At 61.9% G+C, this 17,547-nt stretch carries 13 protein-coding genes; 8 read left to right on the top strand and 5 right to left on the bottom strand.

The window, feature by feature from the left end:
• Window position 1 precedes the first annotated feature (1 nt).
• The gene (locus ACIGHL_RS10500) at window positions 2-1,741 is read left to right on the top strand and encodes a PTS fructose-like transporter subunit IIB (RefSeq protein WP_128120070.1); all 1,740 of its coding nucleotides are present in this window, start codon (window positions 2-4) and stop codon (window positions 1,739-1,741) included.
• A 136-nt stretch (window positions 1,742-1,877) separates the two neighbouring features.
• Window positions 1,878-4,289 (top strand): membrane-bound PQQ-dependent dehydrogenase, glucose/quinate/shikimate family, encoded by a 2,412-nt coding sequence (locus ACIGHL_RS10495; RefSeq protein WP_128120069.1) that lies wholly within the window; start codon window positions 1,878-1,880, stop codon window positions 4,287-4,289.
• Window positions 4,290-4,524: 235 nt separating this feature from the next.
• On the opposite strand, the gene ACIGHL_RS10490 is transcribed toward ACIGHL_RS10495, so the two are convergent.
• Window positions 4,525-4,722, bottom strand: a complete 198-nt coding sequence (locus tag ACIGHL_RS10490; RefSeq protein ID WP_241509109.1) for a hypothetical protein — start codon at window positions 4,720-4,722, stop codon at window positions 4,525-4,527.
• 228 nt (window positions 4,723-4,950) lie between these two features.
• Between ACIGHL_RS10490 and ACIGHL_RS10485 the strand changes: the two genes are divergently transcribed.
• Both ACIGHL_RS10485 and ACIGHL_RS10480 read left to right on the top strand, forming a co-directional pair.
• Window positions 4,951-5,844: an alkaline phosphatase D family protein gene (locus tag ACIGHL_RS10485; RefSeq protein ID WP_128120068.1), complete on the top strand. Its 894-nt coding sequence runs from the start codon at window positions 4,951-4,953 to the stop codon at window positions 5,842-5,844.
• Between the two features lie 18 nt (window positions 5,845-5,862).
• On the top strand, window positions 5,863-8,199 hold the full coding sequence (locus ACIGHL_RS10480) for an ExeM/NucH family extracellular endonuclease (protein ID WP_128120067.1): 2,337 nt from the start codon (window positions 5,863-5,865) through the stop codon (window positions 8,197-8,199).
• Between the two features lie 252 nt (window positions 8,200-8,451).
• On the opposite strand, the gene ACIGHL_RS10475 is transcribed toward ACIGHL_RS10480, so the two are convergent.
• Window positions 8,452-8,919: an REP-associated tyrosine transposase gene (locus ACIGHL_RS10475; protein WP_128120066.1), complete on the bottom strand. Its 468-nt coding sequence runs from the start codon at window positions 8,917-8,919 to the stop codon at window positions 8,452-8,454.
• Between the two features lie 195 nt (window positions 8,920-9,114).
• Window positions 9,115-10,698, bottom strand: a complete 1,584-nt coding sequence (locus tag ACIGHL_RS10470) for a peptide chain release factor 3 (protein ID WP_128120065.1) — start codon at window positions 10,696-10,698, stop codon at window positions 9,115-9,117.
• A 637-nt stretch (window positions 10,699-11,335) separates the two neighbouring features.
• Here ACIGHL_RS10470 and ACIGHL_RS10465 point away from each other — a divergent pair.
• Window positions 11,336-12,499 (top strand): type III PLP-dependent enzyme, encoded by a 1,164-nt coding sequence (locus tag ACIGHL_RS10465; protein WP_128120064.1) that lies wholly within the window; start codon window positions 11,336-11,338, stop codon window positions 12,497-12,499.
• Between the two features lie 160 nt (window positions 12,500-12,659).
• Here the strand turns inward: ACIGHL_RS10465 and ACIGHL_RS10460 are convergent, their stop codons facing one another.
• Complete coding sequence (locus tag ACIGHL_RS10460) at window positions 12,660-13,355, bottom strand: SIMPL domain-containing protein (RefSeq protein ID WP_128120063.1); 696 nt, start codon at window positions 13,353-13,355, stop codon at window positions 12,660-12,662.
• Window positions 13,356-13,505: 150 nt separating this feature from the next.
• Between ACIGHL_RS10460 and ACIGHL_RS10455 the strand changes: the two genes are divergently transcribed.
• The 3 genes from ACIGHL_RS10455 to ACIGHL_RS10445 all read left to right on the top strand — a co-directional run bounded on the left by ACIGHL_RS10455 (window position 13,506) and on the right by ACIGHL_RS10445 (window position 16,437).
• Window positions 13,506-14,762 carry an ATP-binding protein gene (locus tag ACIGHL_RS10455; protein WP_045424657.1) on the top strand — a complete coding sequence of 419 codons (1,257 nt, stop codon included), beginning with the start codon at window positions 13,506-13,508 and terminating at the stop codon, window positions 14,760-14,762.
• Window positions 14,763-14,794: 32 nt separating this feature from the next.
• Entirely contained in the window at window positions 14,795-15,355 is a 561-nt protein-coding gene (locus tag ACIGHL_RS10450) for a response regulator transcription factor (protein ID WP_045424659.1), read from the top strand.
• 140 nt (window positions 15,356-15,495) lie between these two features.
• Window positions 15,496-16,437, top strand: a complete 942-nt coding sequence (locus ACIGHL_RS10445; RefSeq protein WP_045424661.1) for an AEC family transporter — start codon at window positions 15,496-15,498, stop codon at window positions 16,435-16,437.
• Between the two features lie 17 nt (window positions 16,438-16,454).
• On the opposite strand, the gene ACIGHL_RS10440 is transcribed toward ACIGHL_RS10445, so the two are convergent.
• Complete coding sequence (locus ACIGHL_RS10440) at window positions 16,455-17,546, bottom strand: calcium/sodium antiporter (RefSeq protein ID WP_216707195.1); 1,092 nt, start codon at window positions 17,544-17,546, stop codon at window positions 16,455-16,457.
• Between the last annotated feature and the right edge of the window lies 1 nt (window position 17,547).

Here is a 17,547-nt window from a genome sequence, read left to right as displayed (position 1 = left end):
AATGAATCTTCTCATCATCACGGCCTGCCCCAACGGAATGGTCACCAGCGTGCTGACGTCACGCCTGCTCGAAGCGGCTGCCCATCGTATGGGTTGGTCGACGGCCGTCGAAGTCCACGATCCCAAGGCCATTGGCTCACCGCTGACGCCGGCGCAGATCGCCAATGCGGATCTCGTGGTTGTGGTGAAAACGGGGCCGCTGTCCCTGCAACGCTTCGCCGGCAAGCGCGTAGCGCAATCGACGCCGTCCGAAGCGCTGCTCGACCCCGAGGCCTTCCTGCGCAGCGCGGCTGACACGGCGAGCGAGCTGCAGCAGAACGACGAAGCAGATGCCGCGCATACCAGCGGCAAGCCCAAACTTGTCGCCATCACCGCCTGCCCGACCGGTGTCGCGCATACCTTCATGGCCGCCGAAGCCTTGCAACAAGCCGCCATCCGCAAGGGTTACGACCTGCAGGTGGAAACCCGCGGTTCGGTAGGTGCGCGCAACGTGCTCGAAGCACAGGCCATCGAAGAGGCCGATGTGGTGTTGCTGGCTGCGGACATCGAGGTGGATGTGGCTCGCTTCGCCGGCAAGCGGGTGTTCCGCTGCGGCACTGGCACGGCCCTTAAACAACCCGACGCCACCCTGGATCGCGCGCTGGAGGAAGGCGCGGTGTTCAGCGGTGGTGTAGCGGCCGCGAGCGCAAGTGGTGAGCAGAAAGGTGAGAAGACTGGTGTCTACAAGCACCTGCTCACCGGCGTGTCCTACATGCTGCCTATGGTGGTGGCCGGCGGCTTGCTGATCGCGCTGTCGTTCGTCTTTGGCATCGAAGCGTTCAAGGAAGAGGGCACGCTGGCTGCCGCCTTGATGAAGATCGGCGGCGAAACGGCTTTCCAGTTGATGGTGCCGCTGCTCGCGGGTTACATCGCCTATTCCATCGCCGACCGCCCGGGTCTGGCGCCGGGGATGATTGGTGGCCTGCTGGCGGGGACCCTGGGTGCGGGCTTCATTGGCGGGATAATCGCGGGCTTCGTGGCAGGCTATGCGGCAAAGGCAGTAAGCCGCTGGATTCCCTTGCCGGCCAGTATCGAATCGCTCAAGCCGATCTTGATCATTCCTCTGCTGGCGAGTCTGGTGACGGGACTGGTGATGATCTACGTCGTCGGCACGCCAGTAGCGAAGATGCTCGCCGGGCTTACCGAATTCCTCGACACCATGGGCACCTCCAACGCCATCCTGCTCGGGCTGTTGCTGGGCACCATGATGTGCGTCGACCTGGGCGGGCCGGTGAACAAGGCGGCGTATGCCTTTTCGGTGGGTTTGCTGGCATCGCAGAGCTACGCGCCGATGGCGGCGACCATGGCAGCGGGCATGGTGCCGCCCATAGGTATGGGCATCGCCACGTTGATCGCTCGGCGCAAGTTCGCACAGACCGAGCGTGAAGCCGGCAAGGCCGCGCTGGTGCTGGGCTGCTGCTTCATTTCCGAAGGCGCGATTCCCTTCGCCGCCAAGGACCCGCTGCGGGTGATCCCGGCCAGCATCGCCGGCGGTGCGCTGACCGGCGCGCTATCCATGGCCTTCGGCGCGAAGCTTCTGGCGCCGCATGGCGGGCTGTTCGTACTGCTGATTCCCAACGCCATCAATCACGCATTGCTTTATCTGCTGGCGATTCTGGCCGGCAGCCTGGTGACCGGGGTGGTCTACGCGGTGATCAAGCGGCCCGAGGCGCAGCCGCTTGCCGTCGGCGCTACGGCCTGAGGTTCAGCGCTGCAAGCGCTGAACTAAAGCCCTTCGCGTCGTATCCACTGAAAGCCGGACGAAACTTTGTCACAGGAAGTTTCGCCGGCTTTTTGCTTTCCCTGTTTATAAATACGTCCCGCTTGGAGTGTGTTGCATGAGTATCGATTATGGGCCTCGGCCCTTGCGTATCACCCTGACCGCCGTGGTGGTGCTGGTGCTGGGCGCGCTGATGGCGGGCGGCGGTGCGTACCTGGCTGTGCTCGGCGGCTCCTGGTACTACCTGCTGGCCGGCATCGGTCTTCTGGTGGTGGCCGGCCTGCTGTTTGCCCGTCGCCGTGCGGCGATCTGGCTGTATGCAGCGCTGTTGCTGGCGACCCTGGCGTGGACCCTCTATGAGGTGCGCTTCGACTGGTGGCAGCTGGCGCCGCGGATCGACCTCTGGTGCATCCTCGGCCTCTGGCTGATCCTGCCCTTCGTCAATCGCTACGTGAGCGACCGTCTGGTCTGGCGCGACGGTGCCAGTGGCCTGCTCGGGCTCGGCCTGCTGGCCGGGGCGTTGATGGCGGGATACTCGCTGACCCAGGACTACCACTCGATCGACGGCCAGTTCAGCGACGCGCAGATGCAGGGGCTCGATCCGCAAGGGCAGGCCGGTCGTTCCAACAGCGAATGGCCTTCTTACGGCGGATCAGAGCAGGGCGACCGGTATTCGACGGCAGATCTGATCACCCCCGAGAACGTCGGCACGCTGACGAAAGCCTGGGAATACCACACGGGTGATCTGCCGGGGCCGAACGATCCCGGCGAGTTCACCTACGAGGTCACTCCGCTCAAGGTCGGCAACAGCCTGTTCATCTGCACGCCTCACAGCATCGCCATTGCCCTGGACGCCGATACGGGCGAGGAGCGCTGGCGCTTCGACCCGAGCATCAACCGCGATGCCGAGTACTACCAGCACATGACGTGCCGCGGCCTGGCGTTTCACGACGGCACTCGCTATCCCTCGCCGGGTTCGACTAGCGGCCAGCCGGATCAATCGGCGGCGCGTTGCGAGCGGCGCCTGTTCCTGCCGACCAACGATGCCACGTTGATCGCGCTCGACGTGGAAGATGGCAAGCCCTGCGAAGACTTCGGCAACGCGGGTGTCGTCGACCTGAAGCTGCGCCTGGGTGAAGGGGCGCTCGGGGTCTACCTGCCCACCTCGCCGCCGGTGGTGACCGAAAAGCTGGTGATCATCGGCGGTTCGGTTACCGATAACGGCGCCGTGGACTCACCCGGCGGGGTGATTCGTGCCTACGACGTGAAGACTGGCCGCCTGGTCTGGAATTTCGACCCGGGCAACCCGGATGCCACGGAACCGTTGCCACCGGGTGAAACCTACGTACGCAGCACGCCGAACTCCTGGACCGTTGCCACCGCTGACGAGGCGCTGGGCCTGGTCTACATCCCCTCCGGCAACCAGACCCCTGATCAGTGGGCAATCGATCGCTCGGCCCAGGCCGAGCGTTTCACCGACACCCTGATTGCGCTGGACCTGGCGACCGGTAAAGTCCGCTGGGAATTCCAGACCGTTCACCATGATCTCTGGGACCGCGACCTGCCGTCCCAACCGACGCTGGTCGATATCGACCGGCCCGAAGGCAAGGTGCCGGCCATCATTCAGGCGACCAAGCGCGGCGATCTCTATGTGCTCGATCGGCGCACCGGTGAGCCCATCGTGCCGGTGACCGAGGTGCCTGTTCCGCAGGGCACCGATTACGGTGACTTCACCGCGCCCACTCAGCCGGTCTCGGCGCTGACCTATGCGCCGCAGGAGCCGCTGTACGAGAAGGACATGTGGGGCGGCACGCCGCTGGATCAGATGATGTGTCGCATCCAGTTCCGCAAGCTGCGCTATGAAGGCGACTTCACGCCGCCATCGGAAAAGGGCTCGCTGATTTATCCGGGCAACGTCGGTACCTTCAACTGGCCGTCCGTGGCGGTCGATCCGAGTCGGCAGTTGCTGTTCGGCGCGCCGAACTACCTGGCGTTCGTCTCGAAGATGTACAAGCGCAGCGAGGTCGATCCCAATGAGCGCACCGGGGGCGGCGAAACCGGCCTGCAACCCAACCTTGGCGCGCCCTACATGGTCAGTCTGAAGCCACTGCTATCAGTGCTGGGCCTGCCTTGCCAGAGCCCGCCGTGGGGCTATGTCACCGCCGTGGACCTGCGCACCATGAAGAAGGTCTGGATGCACAAGAACGGCACCAGCCGCGACAGTGCGCCGCTGGGCATTCCTTTCCCGGTGGGCACACCAGCATTGGGCGGTCCGATCGTGACGGCAGGCGGCGTCGCCTTCATGAGCGGCACGCTGGACTACTACTTGCGCGCCTATGACCTGCAGACCGGCAAGCAGCTGTGGAAAGGGCGGCTACCCGCGGGCGGCCAGGCCACACCCATGACCTACGTCTCGGAGCAGACCGGCAAGCAGTATGTGGTGCAGGTGGCCGGCGGGCACGGCTCGTTCGGCACGAAGATCGGCGACTCGGTGATCGCCTGGACGCTTGAGCAAGATGATGCGAACTAGACCGGGCGGGCATCGGGCCTAATGGTCAGCCCATCGCCTCTCGCAGTGCGGAGGTGATGGGCTGGACAGGCTGCGATCCAATAGCAAAGCCATCGTGCTTACCAACAGCCAGTACTAGCGGCCATTCAGCAGGGCCGCCCTTTGTAGTTGCGATTCTGGCTGGGCTCTACGCAGTGCTGTTCTGTGTGCTGTTCGAGACGTGGAGATTTGTCCCGCAGGCTGGACGTGAGGCTTTTTAAAAACTTCTCGGCCGTGCCTGGTCGTCGAAGCGCCGCGCACCATTCAACGAGCCGGTATAGCTACCGTTACTGGCGGCATAGCACTCCTGATTGTTGGAGCAGCTCAGGCCAACGACCCAGTACGGACTGTTGATCAGCACGCCTGCCTGAGCAGAGGACGTGATGAAGGCAAAGACGAACAGAAAACGCTTCATGGTGTAACCCCTGGCCTTGATATCGCGAACATAACCGATCGCCGAAGCGTTGAGTGTGGGCGGTATCTCGATCGTTGAACTCGCCAGTTCTTTACGATTACTACGAGGTCGCGCACGGCGGCGGGCTGCAGTAAAGCCGATTTATTGACGACCGTTCGTCTGGGCGTCACGGTTCTGTCAAGCGGCTCGCTTAAACCCTTCTTCCAGCATCCGTTGAAGGGGACGACCATGACCGAATCAACCAAACCCGAACTCGACCAGACACGCCGCCGCCTCGTTCAAGGCATCGGTGCTGGCCTGGCGCTGCCCGCGCTCGGCGTTTCGCCTGCGATCATCGCAGCGCCCACCGCGCGACCCTGGATCACCGATGGCGTGCAGTCCGGTGACGTGCTGGCTGATCGTGCCGTGATCTGGAGCCGCTGCGATCGCCCGGCGCGGCTGGTGGTGGAGTGGGATACCAGCAGTGGCTTTAACAACGCTCGGCGGATGGTTTCGCCGGTCACCGATGAACGACTCGACTTCACCGCGCGTATCGATCTGCGTGGGTTGCCGTCGGATCAGTCGATCTTCTACCGCGCCAGTTTTGAGGACGCCCGCGACCATGCCCGCAGCGAACCCTGGAAGGTAATCGCAGCCGACATGCCCATCGGCCTGCATGTGCCGGACGGTAAGGACGCGGCCGGCAGGGCGCGCTGGGAGGCAATCGCCAACGGACAGGACGGGCCTGCAGCCGGGCGCGAGCTGGAAATCGCCGAACTGCTGGGTTACCTGCGCAAATACCGTGTGCGCAACACTGTCTGGCTGACTGCTGACGTTCACTATTGCGCAGCCCACCACTACCATCCAAACCGCGCGCTATTTCAGGATTTCGATCCGTTCTGGGAGTTCGTTGCCGGGCCCCTCAATGCAGGCAGCTTCGGCCCCAATCCGCTGGATGCCACCTTTGGCCCCGAGCTGGTGTTCCAGAAAGCACCCGCTTATGCCAACGCATCGCCCTACGCCGGTTTTCAGTTCTTCGGTGAAGTGGAAATCGATTCACGCAGCGGCGCCCTGAGCGTCACCCTTCGCGATATCGACGGTGCCTCTGTCTTTTCCAAAACCCTCGAACCCCAACACGCCTAATACCAGGGAGCGACATCCATGCGCCGCAACGACCGCTTCAAGCCGCACCCGCTCACCGCCGCCCTGCTGGCAATCGCCGCAATGGGCGTGCACTCCATGGCATCCGCCGATGTGCTGATTTCCGAGTATGTGGAGGGCAGCGGCAACAACAAGGCGCTGGAGTTCTACAACACCGGCGAGACGGCGGTCTCGCTGGACGGCTACCGGGTCGACTTCTATTTCAATGGTTCGACCAGCAGCGGGCGGAGCATCGCTCTGGTTGGTGAAGTGGCGCCGGGAGCGGTGCATGTGCTGGCTCATGAAAGCGGCGACCCGGCGTTGCAGGCCAAGGCGAATCAGCGCGGCAGCGGTAGCTGGTACAACGGCGACGATGCCATCGTGCTGCGCGGTCCATCAGGGGAAATACTGGACAGCATCGGCCAGGTCGGTTTCGATCCGGGCAGCGCATGGGGATCGGGGCAGACGCAGACGGCTGATCGTACGCTGACCCGTCGGGCGTCCGTTAGCGTGGGTGATCGGAATCCCAGTGATGCCTTCGATCCGGCCACCGGGTGGCAAGGTTATCCGGTCAACACCTTTGCCCATCTCGGCCAATATGGCGAAGGCGAGCCGGGTGGCAACGATGCGGGGCGGCGCGCGATTGCGGAAGTTCAGGGCGCCGAGGATCTCAGCCCGTTGGTGAACCAGACGGTGACGGTCGAAGGCATCGTCGTGGCTGACTTCCAGGCTGAAGGTGAGCTGGGCGGCTTCTTCATCCAAGCGCCGGATAACGAGACCGACGACGATCCGCGGACCTCCGAGGGGCTGTACGTTTTCGGTTCGGGCAACGGGGTGGATGTGCAGGTTGGCGATCGGGTCCGGGTGCGTGGGCTGGTCGCCGAATACAACGGCCTCACCGAGCTGACCGCGCCTCAGATCAGTGTTCTGGCCCGTGCGCAGTCCCTGCCTAGCATGGTGCAGATCAGCCTGCCACTGTCGGCGCCCGATGCACTGGAGCGTTACGAGGGCATGCAGGTCCGCTTCGCCCAGCCGCTTACGGTCAGCGAGGCCTACAACCTGGGACGTTACGGCGAGCTGGTGCTGTCGTCCGGCGGTCGGCTGTGGATACCCACCAACAAGGTCTCGCCCGGCGAGCCGGCCCGACAGCTGCAGGCAGAGAATGACCTCAACCGGATCGTTCTGGATGATGGCCGCGGCGGTCAGAATCCCGATCCGATTCGCTACCCCTCACCGGAACTCGACGCCTACCGCACGCTGCGTGTGGGCTATGAAGTCACCGACGTGCAGGGTGTGCTGCATTACCTGGCCGGAAGCTATCGCATCCAGCCGACCCAAGCTCCGAACTTCGTTGCGGCAAACCCCAGGCCGGAGGCGCCAAAGCCCATCGAGGGTCGCTTGCGCGTGGCGAGTTTCAATGTACTCAACTACTTCAACGGTGACGGTCGTGGCGCAGGTTTCCCCACCTCGCGGGGCGCGGATACCCGTGAAGAGTTCAACCGCCAGCGCGACAAGATCATCGCCGCGATTCTGGGTGCAGATGCCCACATCATCGGCCTGATGGAGATCGAGAATGACGGATATGGCGAGCACAGCGCCATCGCCGATCTGGTGGCTGGCCTCAATGCGGCGTCACGGAGCGGGGACCGGTACGCGTTCATCGATCCGAAACGCGAACGGCTCGGTACCGACGCAATTGCCGTCGGCCTGATCTATCGCCAGGACATCGTGAGCCCTCACAAGGATGCCGCGGTGCTCGACGGCTCGGTCGACCCGCGCTTCAACGACACGCGCAATCGCCCGGTGCTGGCGCAGACCTTCCGCGAACGCCGTACGGGCGAGCGTTTGACGGTGGCGGTCAACCACCTCAAGTCCAAGGGCTCCAGCTGCGACGACTTGGGTGACAAGGACATGGGGGACGGCCAGGGCAACTGCAACCTGACCCGTGTTCGCGCCGCCCAGGCGCTGGTCGCCTGGCTGGGCCGTGATCCCACGCGTTCCTACGATCCGGATCGGCTGATCATCGGCGACCTGAACGCCTATGCGAAGGAGGATCCGATCAATGTGATCAGGGCGTCCGGCTACACCGATCTGCTGGCGACCTTCGGCGGGGGCGACGCGTATTCCTATGTGTTCTCCGGCCAGTCGGGCTACCTCGACCACGGCCTGGCCAGCACCAGCCTGACGCCACAAGTGCGCGGCGCAACCGAATGGCACATCAATGCCGACGAGCCGCGGGTGCTGGATTACAACCTCGAATTCAAGACACCACGCCAGCAATCGATGCTGTACAGCGCCGAGCCTTATCGTGCGTCCGATCATGATCCGTTGGTGATTGGGGTCGATCTTGGGAGGTAGGTAGTAGGCTGCCTTCCAATAGCGCGAGCCCTTGACGTCTCGGTTGTACGAGACTTTGGGATCGCCAGCAAGCTGGCTCCTACAGAGTGCGGTCTGCCGTCTGGGCTTTGGTAGGAGCCAGCTTGCTGGTGATCATGGGTCGCTCACCCCGGGCCTAGTTGTAGTCGTGCCTGCCGGTTAGAAGATCTGCGAAAAATAGGAGAAACCCCGGCTTTGGTAGGAGCCAGCTTGCTGGCGATCAAAGCTCCAGCCTTACAACCAAACCGCATCCCACCATGGATAATCGCCAATCCGGCTCACCAGTTCCGCCCGCAACGGGTTGGCAACGATGTACCGCGCAGCGTCGATCAGATCTTCATCTTGGCGCAGCGCACGATCGTGAAACCCCCGCTGCCAGATCCGGGCGCCCGTTTCGCCTGTAATGCGGTTGATGGCTATTGCGCTGCGGGACTTGAAACGCTGGACCACTTTTGGCAACGGCGCTGAGCCCAGTTCGATCAGCCAGTGAACATGATCCGGCATGACGACCCAGGCTAATGATTCGACGTGGTGTTCGTCATGGATACGGCGCATTTCCCTCACCAGCACTCGGGCTAGCAGCGGGTCGGTGAAGACTGATTTGCGTCGCTCTGTTACCGCGGTCAACAGGTAAACCTGACCCGGTTCGGAATGTCTGCCCCGACGCAATGCGTGGCCACGGTGGTTGAATCGGCTTGGCATATCCACCTCCATGTGGATCCAGCTATTCAGTCGTGCGTTGAGGTGGCCCGGATCGCCAGCAAGGACTGGGTGCCCCCCTGGCTCCTACGAAAAGCCAGCGTGGTCACATCCTGTAGGAGCCAGCTTGCTGGGGATCATGGGGATACCGAAGCGCTCATGATCCTGGCCGAATCCGCCCCGGCAAGACCGGTCCCCTTAATGATGCTCCCGCGTCGCCCTGAACTTCACATCCGGCCAACGCTCTTCCATCAGGCTCAGGTTGACCCGCGTCGGCGCCAGATAGGTCAGGTGGCCGCCGCCGTCGACCGCCAGGTTCTCGTAGGCCTTGTCGCTGAATTCCTTCAGCTTCTTCTCGTTATCGCACTCAATCCAGCGGGCAGACCAGACGTTGATTGCCTCATACGCGCACTCGACCTTGTATTCCTCCTTCAACCGGCTCGCGACAACGTCGAACTGCAGCACGCCGACCGCGCCGAGGATGATGTCGTTGTTGCGCTCGGGGAAAAACACCTGGGTGGCGCCTTCTTCCGCCAGTTCCTGCAGACCCTGACGCAGCTGCTTGGATTTCAGCGGATCCTTCAGGCGCACGCGGCGGAACAGTTCCGGGGCAAAGTGAGGGATGCCGGTGAAGCCGAGGTTCTCGCCTTCGGTAAAGGTGTCGCCGATCTGGATGGTGCCGTGGTTGTGCAAGCCGATGATGTCGCCGGCCCAGGCTTCTTCCAGCTGTTCACGCTCGCTGGAGAAGAAGGTCAGGGCGTCGGCGATGCGGATGTCCTTGCCGATGCGTGCGTGGCGCAGCTTCATGCCTTTGTCGTACTTGCCCGAGCAGATACGCATGAAGGCGATGCGGTCACGGTGCTTGGGGTCCATGTTTGCCTGGATCTTGAACACGAAACCGGTGAATTTTTCCTCGGTCGGCTCGACTACGCGCTCGTTCGCGGCGCGTGGCAGCGGGCGCGGCGCCCAGTCCACGATAGAGTCGAGCACGTGATCCACACCAAAGTTGCCGAGTGCGGTGCCGAAGAACACCGGGGTAAGCTGGCCCTTGATAAATTCGTCCTGATCGAACTCGTGGCAGGCACCCTGGACCAGCTCCAGCTGTTCGACGAAGCGGTCGTACTCGTCGCCAATGTGCTTGCGCGCCTCGTCGGAGTCGAGCTTCTCGATGATCTTGACGTCGGTGCGTTCGTGGCCGTGGCCTGGCGTGTAGACGATGATGTAGTCGTCCTTGAGGTGATACACGCCCTTGAAGTCACGGTAGCAGCCGATCGGCCAGGTGATCGGCGCGGCCTTGATCTTAAGCACCGCCTCGATCTCGTCGAGCAGTTCGATGGGGTCGCGGATGTCGCGGTCGAGCTTGTTGATAAAGCTGACGATGGGTGTGTCGCGCAGCCGGCAGACATCCATCAGGGCGATGGTGCGCGGCTCGACGCCCTTACCTCCGTCGAGGACCATCAGTGCCGAGTCCACTGCGGTCAAGGTGCGGTAGGTGTCTTCCGAGAAGTCTTCGTGACCGGGGGTGTCGAGCAGGTTGATCATGTGCTCGCGGTAGGGGAATTGCATCACCGAGGTGGTGATGGAGATGCCGCGCTGCTTTTCCATTTCCATCCAGTCGGAAGTCGCGTGACGGTCGGATTTACGCGACTTCACGGTACCGGCCACGGCAATGGCCTTGCCCATCAGCAGCAACTTTTCGGTGATGGTGGTCTTGCCCGCGTCGGGGTGGGAAATGATGGCGAAGGTGCGGCGCTTCGCGACTTCGGCGGCCTGAGAGGTCATGGCGGTCCCGGTATGAAAACGTGTCGGAAAAAGCCGGCGATTATAAAGCAAAGCCGCCGAGCTGGCTTGGCGTATCCGCTGGCTCCCTGGCGTACAGGGGCTGGCGCTTGAATGAGGCGCCGACGATTGGCTTCTGCTCCGCCAGTCGGGATCATCGCGCCTGGACGCCATGGTCACTGGCTCGAAAAACCAGTGAGGTGAGGGGAGTCATTGCGGTCGCGAAGAATTCGGGGCTTTGGCGCGGTTTGCGCATCGTATTGGCGGTTGTAAATCCGTGTTGAGCATGCCGAGGACGGAGACCTTGCGTCTCGTCGGAGGAACATCCCTGCGTCATATCGGTCGGTTTGAATAGGGTAGGTTCGCCGATGGGGCAGAAAACGGAGCGAGCGCGGATTTTTCATTGATCTGGAACAGCAGTGGTTCTACAGTTCGCGCCCGAACGTCCATGCTGGCAACGATCCATCCGGCTCAAGTACTGACGACGAGAGATTCACCAGGCCAGCGCACCGGCTGCGATGGCCTGGCCGTGATACTCGGCGACATGCCTTGGGAAGTAGGCGAACCAAAGTGGGGAAACTGATCAGGCGTTCTTGCTCACCCCTAATCCGATTTTACGTTTCCCGATTTGGAGCCATGCATGTCGATCAAGATCGAAGATTACTATTCCCAATCCACCTTTCAGAAGATGAAGACCTTCGCTGACCAGCACGAAACACCGTTCGTGGTCATCGATACCGCAACCATCGACAAGGCGTACGACGATCTGCGCGCCGGTTTCGACTTCGCCAAGGTCTACTACGCCGTGAAGGCCAACCCTGCGGTCGAAATCATCGATCTGCTGCGCGATAAGGGCTCGAGCTTCGACATCGCGTCCATCTATGAGCTGGACAAGGTGATGTCCCGCGGTGTCGGCCCGGAGCGCATCAGCTACGGCAACACCATCAAGAAAGCCAAGGACATCCGCTACTTCTACGACAAGGGCGTGCGCATGTTCGCCACCGACTCGGAAGCCGACCTGCGCAACATCGCCAAGGCCGCACCGGGCTCGAAAGTCTATGTACGCATCCTCACCGAAGGCTCCACCACTGCGGACTGGCCGCTGTCGCGCAAGTTCGGCTGCCAGACCGACATGGCCATGGATCTGCTGATCCTGGCGCGTCAGTTGAAGCTGGAACCTTACGGTATCTCCTTCCATGTTGGGTCGCAGCAGCGCGACATCTCCGTATGGGACGCCGCGATTGCCAAGGTCAAGGTGATCTTCGAGCGCCTGAAGGAAGAAGACGGCATCGAGCTGAAGATGATCAACATGGGTGGCGGCTTCCCGGCCAACTACATCACCCGCACCAACAGCCTTGAAACCTATGCCGAAGAAATCATCCGCTTCCTCAAGGAAGACTTCGGTGATGAGCTGCCGGAAATCATTCTCGAGCCGGGCCGCTCGCTGATCGCCAACGCCGGCATCCTGGTCAGTGAAGTGGTGCTGGTGGCGCGTAAATCGCGTACCGCCGTCGAGCGTTGGGTCTACACCGACGTCGGCATGTTCTCCGGCCTGATCGAAACCATGGGCGAAGCCATCAAGTTTCCAATCTGGACCGAGAAGAAGGGCGAGATGGAAGAAGTGGTCATCGCCGGCCCGACTTGCGACAGCGCCGACATCATGTACGAGAACTACAAGTACGGCCTGCCGCTGAACCTGGCCATCGGGGATCGCATGTACTGGCTGTCCACCGGTGCTTACACCACCAGCTACAGCGCCGTGGAGTTCAATGGCTTCCCGCCGCTGAAGGCCTACTACATCTAAGCGTCATCGCCATGCAAAACGCCGCGAAGTTCGCGGCGTTTTTGTGTCTGGCATCAGGCTGGTTCTAGCGTTTTATCAACGTGGTCTGGTGATCATCGTCGACGCTTGTTGCTAGCCGTAATACCTAGACGCGGCCCACTGTGGGCCGCGTGAGATGGCTTCAGGGCATCTGCACTTCGATCACACCATCGGCATTGATACTGATCTGCCGGGTGCCGGCTTCTACATCCGGCGTAGGCATGGCGTCCATGCTCTTCATCGACACGCTGCGCATCATCTCGGGCTGAAAATTGCCGGCGCTAGTGAGGTTGAGGCTGACGATCCTATAGTCGCTGCCGCCCAGCGCCTCGGTCGCCAGCTGCGCGCGGGCGCGGAAGGCAGTTACCGCATCTTTGAGCAAGGCGTCTTCGTTCTGTTGGCGGATCGAGTCAGACACGCTGAAATGCATGCTGCCCATCTTCAGGTCTTGCATCAGCTCTCCGGTGAGCTTGGAGAGCGCGGCGAAGTCTCCACTTTCCAGGCGCAGTTCGGCGCGTTCACGCCAAGCGGTGATCTGCTGACCCTTTTCCTCATAGACGGGGTAACTACTACGGCTGCCCTGACTGACTTCGACCTCTTTCGCCTGCCGGGCGCGCTGCAGTGCCTTGTTCATCGTTCTAGTCGTTTGCGCTGCCAGCTGCGCCGGGTCCTCGTGCTGCGACTCGGTGAACAGCGTTACATGCATGCGGTCCTGGGCGACCTCGCTGCTGGCCTCGGCGCGCAGGGAAATCTGATTGTAATGTTGCTCGTCGGCTACAGCGGGAAGGCAGGCTATGCAGGCCAACAGCGCAATGCTGCGCGGAACGGAAACGAACATGGAAACTCCTGAATTCGAGGGCACCAACGGTGCGGCGCAAAGACTTTAGTCCTTTGCTCGCCAGTGCGCAGTTTTTCCGTGCGGCGCGTTGCCGCAGACAGGCTGTGTTTCGGGCGGCTTGGTTATACTCGTGGCTCCTTTGGAGACCCCATGTACGCATCCGTTCACCTGCTGTCTGCCAGCCGCCAGAATCTCCGTCTGCTCACCCTGATCCGCGTTCTCGTGCTGGCTGCCCAGGCCGGTGCGGTAGGGCTCGCCTACGCCACCCAGCTGTTCGGTCTGCCCTGGTTTCATCTGGGGGTCACGCTTGGTGTTTCAGCGCTGATCTGTCTGGGTACGGCGTTGCGGCTGCGCGGACCTTGGCCGGTGACGGAGCTTGAATATGCCGGGCACCTGGCGACCGATCTGTTGATCCACAGCGCCCTGCTGTATTACTCGGGTGGCTCGACCAATCCGTTCGTTTCTTACTACCTGGTGCCGCTGACCATTGCGGCGGCAACGCTGCCGTGGCTGTATTCGGTGGCGTTGTCCGGACTCGCGCTTGCTGGATACACCTTGATGCTGGTGTGGTACGACCCGGTCATCGTGCCGCCGGTCGATCGCACCACGCTGCTGGTGTATGGCATGTGGCTGAGTTTTGCGCTGGCGGCGGCGCTGATCACTTTTTTCGTGGCGCGCATGGCCGAACAACTGCGCCGTCAGGAGCAGCTTCAAGCTCAGCGTCGTGAAGAAAGCATGCGCGACCAGCAGCTGTTGGCCGTGGCGACACAGGCTGCGGGAGCCGCTCATGAGCTGGGCACGCCATTGGCGACCATGAGTGTGCTGCTCAAGGAGTTGCGTCAGGATTACAAGGAGCCTGCGGAGCTCAGCGAGGACTTGGCATTGCTGCAATCGCAGGTTCAGTTGTGCAAAGACAGCCTGCGCCAGCTGGTCCGTGCGGCTGAAGCCGATCGTCGCCAGGCCATCGTCGAACAGACCGTACGTGAGTGGGTCGAGTCGGTGTTGCAGCGCTGGCATCTGATGCATCCGGAAGCCACCTATCGTTTCCAGTGCCTGGGCAAAGGCACTCCGCCGCGCCTGATGCCCCCAGCGGATCTGGGGCAATCGCTGCTCAACCTGCTGAACAACGCCACCGATGCCAGCCCGGACAACCTGGACATTCGTCTGGATTGGGACGCACAGTGGATCAGATTGACCATCCGCGACCACGGCGCGGGTGTACCGCTGGCGATCGCCGAACAGATCGGCAGGCCGTTCATCACAACCAAAGGCAAGGGGTTTGGTCTTGGCCTGTTCCTGAGTCAGGCGAGCGTTACGCGCGCCGGTGGCACTGTGAAGCTATACAATCACGAAGAGGGTGGCACCCTGACCGAGCTGCGTCTGCCGCATGGCTCGGTTCGGGCCTGATCAGACGTGATCATTACGCGAGGAATGCAAACATGACCGAAGAGTTGCAGCACGAAGGCGAAGAACAGCCTCATCTGCTGCTGGTAGACGACGACCCGACCTTTACTCGCGTCATGGCACGCGCCATGAGCCGCCGCGGTCTGCACGTCAGCATTGCCGGGTCGGCGGAAGAAGGCCTGGAGATGGCCAAGCAGGAGCTACCTGATTACGCGGTGCTGGACCTGAAAATGGAGGGGGACTCCGGGCTGGTGCTGCTCCCTAAACTTCTCGAGCTGGACCCGGAAATGAAGGTGCTGATCCTGACCGGGTATTCGAGCATCGCCACCGCCGTGGAAGCGATCAAGCGCGGAGCATGCAACTACCTGTGCAAGCCCGCCGACGCAGACGACGTGCTGGCAGCATTGCTCTCGAAACATGCCGATCTGGATACGCTGGTGCCGGAAAACCCCATGTCGGTGGATCGCCTGCAGTGGGAGCACATCCAGCGAGTGCTTGCCGAGCACGACGGCAATATTTCCGCTACCGCTCGCGCGCTAGGGATGCACCGTCGCACCCTGCAGCGCAAACTGCAGAAGCGTCCCGTGCGGCGCTGATCGCCATACAAGCCAGCGCCATTGGTTTCTGCCCTTGGCGCAGCGCTTGCCTAATGCCGGATCGATAGGCGACCCATGGCCCGATCCGGCATGTTCATTACCGTATCGTCCCGTCCTGACTCTTCTTTTCGAGCCTCGCCATGCTGCCCATGGTTCTGCAGACCCTGAGCGTCACCGCTCCGGTATTCGTGATGCTGTTCATCGGCGTCGCGTTGATGCGCCTGCGCTTGATCGATGGTGCGTTCATTCACACCGCATCAACGCTGGTGTTCAAAGCCACGATGCCAACCCTGCTGTTCCTTTCGGTCATCAAGGCGGACCTGAGCGCCGCGCTTCAGCCAACACTGCTCGTCTATTACGTTGCCGCTACAGTGGGAGGATTTCTGCTGGCGTGGGCCTGGGCGCTTTGGCGCTGTCCGGTCGCCGACCGCGGCGTCTATGTACAAGGCGCCTTCCGCGGCAACAATGGGGTGGTGGGGTTGGCGTTGGCGACCAGCCTCTACGGCGACTACGGGCTGTCACTAGGCGGTGTGCTGGCTGGTCTGGTGATCCTTTTGTACAACAGCCTGTCCGCGGTGGTGCTGGCGATCTATAGCCCGGATGGCCAGGCCGACGCCGGGGCGATCATTCGCAGCATCTTGCGCAACCCGCTGATTATCGGGGTGACTGCGGCGATCCCTTTCGCCTACTGGCAAATCGCATTGCCCGACTGGCTGATGACATCTGGTCAGTATTTCGCCCAGCTGACGTTGCCGCTCGCTCTGATCTGCATTGGCGGCACGCTGTCGATTTCGGTGTTGCGCGAAAGCAGCAGCGTTGCGATGAGCTCGAGCCTGATGAAGATGGTCTGGTTTCCGGCGTTGGCGACGCTAGGCGCCTGGCTATGCGGCTTTCGCGGCGCTGAACTTGGAATCCTGTTTCTCTACTTCGGCTGCCCGACGGCATCGTCCAGCTTCGTTATGGCGCGGGCGGTTAATTCCAACCATCAGCTGGCCGCCACCATCATCGTCATCACCACGCTCGGCGCGGCGTTGACGATCAATGTTGGGTTGTTTCTGCTGGGCTGGGCCGGCTGGATCTGACCAGCCGGCCCTGTGCGTCAGTTGCGCTGGGTCTTCCAGGCCCGACCGGAGATCACCAGCAAGGTCACCATGGTCAGAGGCACTACGTAGCCGATCATCGCATCGCCGAAAACCTCAGCCAACGGCCGGCCGGTGCTGACCAGCACCAGATAGAGGGTATAGGCGACGTAGTACGCGACGAAAAGCAGACCTTCCCAGCGATTGATGGCGTAACCGCTAAAGAAGATCGGCAGGCAAGCCAGGGCGACGGCGATCATGACCGGGAAGTCGAAAGCCAATGCATTGGCAGCTACGCTGATCGCATCGGGTGATACCAGCGAGGCCAGCCCCAGCACGCAAAGCAGATTGAAGATGTTGCTACCGACGATATTGCCGACGGCGATATCGCGTTCGCCGCGTATGGCCGCGAGGATTGACGTAGCCAGTTCCGGCAGCGAGGTGCCGATAGCGATCACCGTCAGGCCGATGACCAGTTCCGATAGACCCAAGGCGCGAGCCAGGGACACGGCTCCTTCCACCAGAAAATTCGAGCCGGTCACCAGCAGAACCAGGCCGGCAACCACCAGGCCGGCGTTAATCAGAGAGGCATAACGCTTGGGTGTTTCGTCGAGACCGAACTCCTTGGCGAACTCGTCGTCGGCTGTGGCCGCAGCAGTGGCACGACGGCTGCTGATGATCAGAAACAGCGTGTAACCGATCACCGCTGAAAACAGCAATGCACCGTCAAGGCGACTGAGCGAGCCATCCCACGCCAGGGCATAGGTGACCAGGCTGGCACCAATCATGATGGGCACGTCGAGTCGAATCAGCTGGCGAGAGACGATCAGCGGTGCGACCAGCGACGTCACGCCGAGAATCAACAGAACGTTGGCGATGTTGCTGCCGAGTACGTTGCCAATGGCGATGTCGCCGCTGCCGTTGAGCGCAGCCTGCACGCTAACTGCGGTTTCCGGTGCGCTGGTGCCAAAGGCGACCACGGTGAGACCGATGATCAGCGGTGGGATACCGAACTGAGCGGCCAGTTTGGCAGCGCCCCGCACCAACACCTCGGCCCCGGCTACGAGAAGTACCAGACCGGCTATCAGATAAACAAAGGTCATTGCGGACACG

This window comes from Pseudomonas sp. NPDC077451 (assembly GCF_044543345.1).
Taxonomy (GTDB): Bacteria; Pseudomonadota; Gammaproteobacteria; order Pseudomonadales; family Pseudomonadaceae; genus Stutzerimonas.
The sequence above is the reverse complement of the archived record's forward strand: the minus strand, read 5'-3'. Positions and strand labels throughout refer to the sequence as shown.

Bases quoted from the DNA above. Each gene is read 5' to 3' on its own strand.
- ACIGHL_RS10500 (WP_128120070.1), top strand. From the start codon at position 2: ATGAATCTTCTCATCATCACGGCCTGCCCCAACGGAATGGTCACCAGC.
- ACIGHL_RS10495 (WP_128120069.1), top strand. From the start codon at position 1,878: ATGAGTATCGATTATGGGCCTCGGCCCTTGCGTATCACCCTGACCGCC.
- ACIGHL_RS10490 (WP_241509109.1), bottom strand. From the start codon at position 4,722: ATGAAGCGTTTTCTGTTCGTCTTTGCCTTCATCACGTCCTCTGCTCAG.
- ACIGHL_RS10485 (WP_128120068.1), top strand. From the start codon at position 4,951: ATGACCGAATCAACCAAACCCGAACTCGACCAGACACGCCGCCGCCTC.
- ACIGHL_RS10480 (WP_128120067.1), top strand. From the start codon at position 5,863: ATGCGCCGCAACGACCGCTTCAAGCCGCACCCGCTCACCGCCGCCCTG.
- ACIGHL_RS10475 (WP_128120066.1), bottom strand. From the start codon at position 8,919: ATGCCAAGCCGATTCAACCACCGTGGCCACGCATTGCGTCGGGGCAGA.
- ACIGHL_RS10470 (WP_128120065.1), bottom strand. From the start codon at position 10,698: ATGACCTCTCAGGCCGCCGAAGTCGCGAAGCGCCGCACCTTCGCCATC.
- ACIGHL_RS10465 (WP_128120064.1), top strand. From the start codon at position 11,336: ATGTCGATCAAGATCGAAGATTACTATTCCCAATCCACCTTTCAGAAG.
- ACIGHL_RS10460 (WP_128120063.1), bottom strand. From the start codon at position 13,355: ATGTTCGTTTCCGTTCCGCGCAGCATTGCGCTGTTGGCCTGCATAGCC.
- ACIGHL_RS10455 (WP_045424657.1), top strand. From the start codon at position 13,506: ATGTACGCATCCGTTCACCTGCTGTCTGCCAGCCGCCAGAATCTCCGT.
- ACIGHL_RS10450 (WP_045424659.1), top strand. From the start codon at position 14,795: ATGACCGAAGAGTTGCAGCACGAAGGCGAAGAACAGCCTCATCTGCTG.
- ACIGHL_RS10445 (WP_045424661.1), top strand. From the start codon at position 15,496: ATGCTGCCCATGGTTCTGCAGACCCTGAGCGTCACCGCTCCGGTATTC.